Origin of the sequence: Pelomicrobium sp. G1 (assembly GCF_051905455.1) — a bacterium.
GTDB lineage: Bacteria > Pseudomonadota > Gammaproteobacteria > Burkholderiales > UBA6910 > Pelomicrobium.
This window is the reverse complement of the sequence record NZ_JBQACR010000031.1, coordinates 1-3,937: the sequence shown is the minus strand read 5'-3', so window position 1 is coordinate 3,937 and position 3,937 is coordinate 1. Positions and strand designations below refer to the sequence as shown.

General features: G+C 65.9%; 1 protein-coding gene. It reads right to left on the bottom strand.

Going from position 1 to position 3,937, the window contains the following annotated elements; all coding sequences use genetic code 11:
- Window positions 1-3,937 (bottom strand): calcium-binding protein (locus ACTFO6_RS17195; RefSeq protein WP_439935660.1); only part of this gene is annotated, 3,937 nt, incomplete at both ends.

Here is a 3,937-nt window from a genome sequence, read left to right as displayed (position 1 = left end):
GCCCCCTGTCCCCCGTCCATCTCGTCCTCGCCCGGGCCGCCAAGAAGGGTGGTGCCGTAGAGCAGCGTGTCGTTGCCAGGACCGCCATAAACAATCCTTCCTCCCTCGAGCCGGTCGTCACCGCTCCCGCCGTACACGAAGTCCTGACGGCCCGCGTAGACCACGTCGTTGCCCGCCCCCGCGTCGATCAAGGAGATCTCATCCCATCTGCCATGAATCTCGTTATCGCTCGGGCCGGCGACGATCTCCTCGAGGGTCCAGCTCCGCTCGTGCTGGCGCTCCACTTTGACGATGAGCGGCGCGGGGTTCCAGGTCAGCGGCACATAGGTATCCACGTTCGGTGGGGCATCGCTTGGGGTATAGCCCAAGAGGGTATAGGTGCGATAGCCGTATTCGTCCGTGCCGCTGTCGCGGTAAAAGGTCTTCAGTTCGTTCGTCAGCGGATCGACATCCATATAGGTGTGACTCCAGGACCCGCCATAGACGGGACCTCGGTCACTTCGATCCCATCGGAGGGCAAGGGCTACCCGCTCGTCCAGATCGGTTTCCACCCGTTCGGGTGACGGGGCACTGCGGATAATCACCGCTTCATCGGACGCTTGGCGGGAAAAAACGAACTTCTCAACATAGCGATAGAAGTGATCGAGATTGAAGAGGCCGCCAAATCCGTTCAAAGCGCTGGAGAATCGACGAGTCTCTGAAGTCGTCCCCGCCAGCGTGCCGGCGTAATAGGTCCTTTGGGTCCAACGGAAACTGTAGGCCAGGCTGACCGTCTCGGGGATGTATTCCATCGCCCCGTCGCCCCGCGGTCGATAGCCCAGGCGCCTCAAATGCGCTTCGTGCTGGGCCCGGGCGCCGGCAATGTAGTCTTCCCACGCCCGCGCCACCTCGTCGCCCTCATGGGGATCGGGGCGAAGGAGCAGCTCCGCCACCGTCTTGGTTTGCCCATCCGCGAGCCGCACCTGCCAGCGCTGATCCTGGGCAAAGTAGTCGTTTAGGAGCACGCCTTCTTCGCTCCCGCGCAGGGTCACGAAGAGATCAGCGTTCTGCTGGCGCAGCCCCAAGTGGTCAAAGCCGAGTCCTTCGGCCAGTCGCAAAGTGTTAACTTCGGCAGAGGCATCGACCACCCTGTCCCGGCCCATGCCAAAACCCACGAGGTAGGTATCCGCGCCGGCACCCCCTTCCAACCGGTCCTCGCCTGCACCGCCATCCAGGACATCGTCTCCGTCCCTCCCGAGAAGCGTGTCTTGTGCCGGCGTGCCCTGCAGACGGTCGTTGCCCTCGCTGCCCACGATCGGCGCAACCGGCAGGGATTCCAGGTCGGAGAGCCGAAGCTCTGTCCCGTCCCCGAAAACGATGCGCTCGATCCGATTGCGGGGCTCGTTGTACCAGCCCTCGACCGTCACCGCGTCCCCGGTGCCCTGGATTTCGACGACCAGGTCGCCGTTCGCCCGGCGGGCGACGGTTGCATGCTGCGGCAGAATGTCGGGGGCGAGTTGCAGGGTGTCGACAGAAGCGGCGTTGCCCTCCTCGAGAATCACATCCCGTCCGTCGCCGCGCTTGAAGAGGTAGGTATCGCTGCCTTCGCCCCCACGCAAGAAGTCCTCGCCCTTGCCGCCCCACAGGAAGTCATCTCCCGCCTCGCCCTCCAGGTGGTCGGTGCCAGCGCCCCCGTGAAGGGTGTCGTTGCCGCTGCTTCCATAAAGGTAGTCGTTTCCTCCCCATCCGACCAGCAGATCGTCGGTCTCTTGCCCCACGAGGTTTTGGGGCGCGCGGTAGGCAAAATCCAGCACCTCCTCAGGGCTGGTGAAGGCGCTGCCGTCGGCGAACTCGATGCCCTGCAATAGCCCCGGCCTGTCCTTCGGGAAGCTGTAAACTTCCCGACCCTGGACAGTGAGCACATAGGCGGGACCGCGATCATCAAAGCGGGTTTGGAGCACGAGGTCATCGGCCGAGACGCCGGCAGCAAAACGGATCAGGTTCTCCCCCTCTTCATCGAAGACGGTATCGGAAGCGTCCACGACGTAGGTGTCGTTGCCCGCCCCGCCCGCGAGATAATCGGACCCTTCACCCCCGTCGAGGAGATCATCGCCCGCGCCTCCCTCGAGCTGGTCGGTGCTCTCGCCTCCATAAAGCCGGTCATCCCCCGCATCGCCAAAGAGGCGATCCGCCTCTTCGCCGCCGGCGAGGAGGTCGTGGCCTTCGTCGCCTGCGAGCTGGTCTGCGCCTTCGCCTCCGAAGAGCTCGTCATCGCCCGCGCCTCCGGCGAGGAGGTCGTCGCCCTGCTCCCCGTCCAAATGATCCTTGCCCCCATCGCCCTGCAGGTCATCCTGGCCCGTACCGCCGAAGAGCAGATCGTCTCCTTCGCCGCCGGAGAGCAGGTCGGCTCCGTCCTGACCGGAGAGCGTGTCCGCCCCCGCCTCGCCCAGCAACGCATCGTCACCGGCGCCACCGAAGAGAAGATCGTCCCCGCCGTAACCCCGGAGATAGTCGTTGCCGTCCCCGCCATCGAGAGAATCGCCCTTCTGGTAGGCCTCGGGCACGTCGTCCCCATCCCCGAAGAGCCGATCTGAACCCTCACCCCCAACGAGCACATCCGCCTCACCGCCGCCGATCAGGAGGTCATCGCCCGCGCCCCCGTCGAGGAAATCCCGCCCCGCCTCGGCGGGGTCGACGAGCTTCGGTCCGTCGCCGTGGAGCAGGTCGGCTGCGTCCCCGCCAAAGAGAAGGTCATGGCCTTCATCACCCGTCATGACATCGTTCCCGGCCTCCCCGTGGAGCAGGTCATCGCCCAGCATCCCGACCACGATATCGTTCCCAGCCCCCGCGTAGACCACGTCGGCCGCCCCCACGTCGCGCGCATTGGCGAAAGCCGCCACCGGGGAGAACAGGGGATTGAGGGGGTCGCCGCGATCGACGCTCCAGTCGAAAGCCACCGCGCCGAGGAAGCGTTCTGGAATCTCGCCCCCATCATAGAAACCGCTGCGGGTGGGAAGGAAGTTGTCGTCGCCATCGATCACGTCATCGCCCCCGCCGCCCACCAGCAGATCCCGCCCGCCGCCCCCCATGAGCACGTCATCGCGATGGCCGCCGACGAGAAGATCGTCGCCCAAGCCCCCGCTCAGCCAGTCGCCCCGGCCCTCGATGCGGGCGGCGTTTTGGGATTGGGCGAGAAAGTCCACCAGCTCCACCCGATCGGCCCCGTAGAGCTCGTCGTTGCCGTTGCTGCCCGCCAGCACGTCCGAGCCTTCGTTGCCTTCGATGCGATCGTCGGCAAGGCTCTTAGGGTTGACCACGTCGTCGCCCACCCCCGCCTTCCAGTGGTAGCCGACGGTAGCGTCCGGCACGCCCGCAAGATAGTCGTGCGGGGCTGCCAGGTCCTGGTCGCCGGCGATGACGGTCTCCGAGGGCTGCGCCCCTTCCCTCAAGTGAATTCCCAGCGCCCCCTCCTCGTAATCTTCGATCACCACCGAGGCGCCGCCGGAGAGGGTAATGGTGAGCGGGGAGTTGCGCGTCGCGGTGATCCCCGCATCGGCCAGGAAGACGTACTGCGTCCCTTGCTTCACGAACGTACCGGCGATCACCCGTCCCGCCCCATCCTTCACCACCCCCTGGCCGTCGGCGTCGAAAATCGCATCGCGCCCCGAACCCACCACATAAGTGTCAAAGCCCGCACCCCCTTCCAGCCGGTCCTCGCCCGCGCCCCCCACCAGGGTGTCCTCCCCCGCGCCGCCCTGAAGGGTATCCGCGCCGGCGTTGCCCTCGAGATAATCCCGGCCGCCGGCCCCGTCGAGGCTGTCCTCGCCCCCGCCGCCGTACAGATGGTCTTCCATGGCCCCGCCGCTGAAGCGGTTGTCGCGGCTATCGCCGAAGAAGTAGCGCTGTACGTTGGGAAAGGGACTCTCAGGCGCAAAGCCCTGGGCAATCTTGTCGCCGG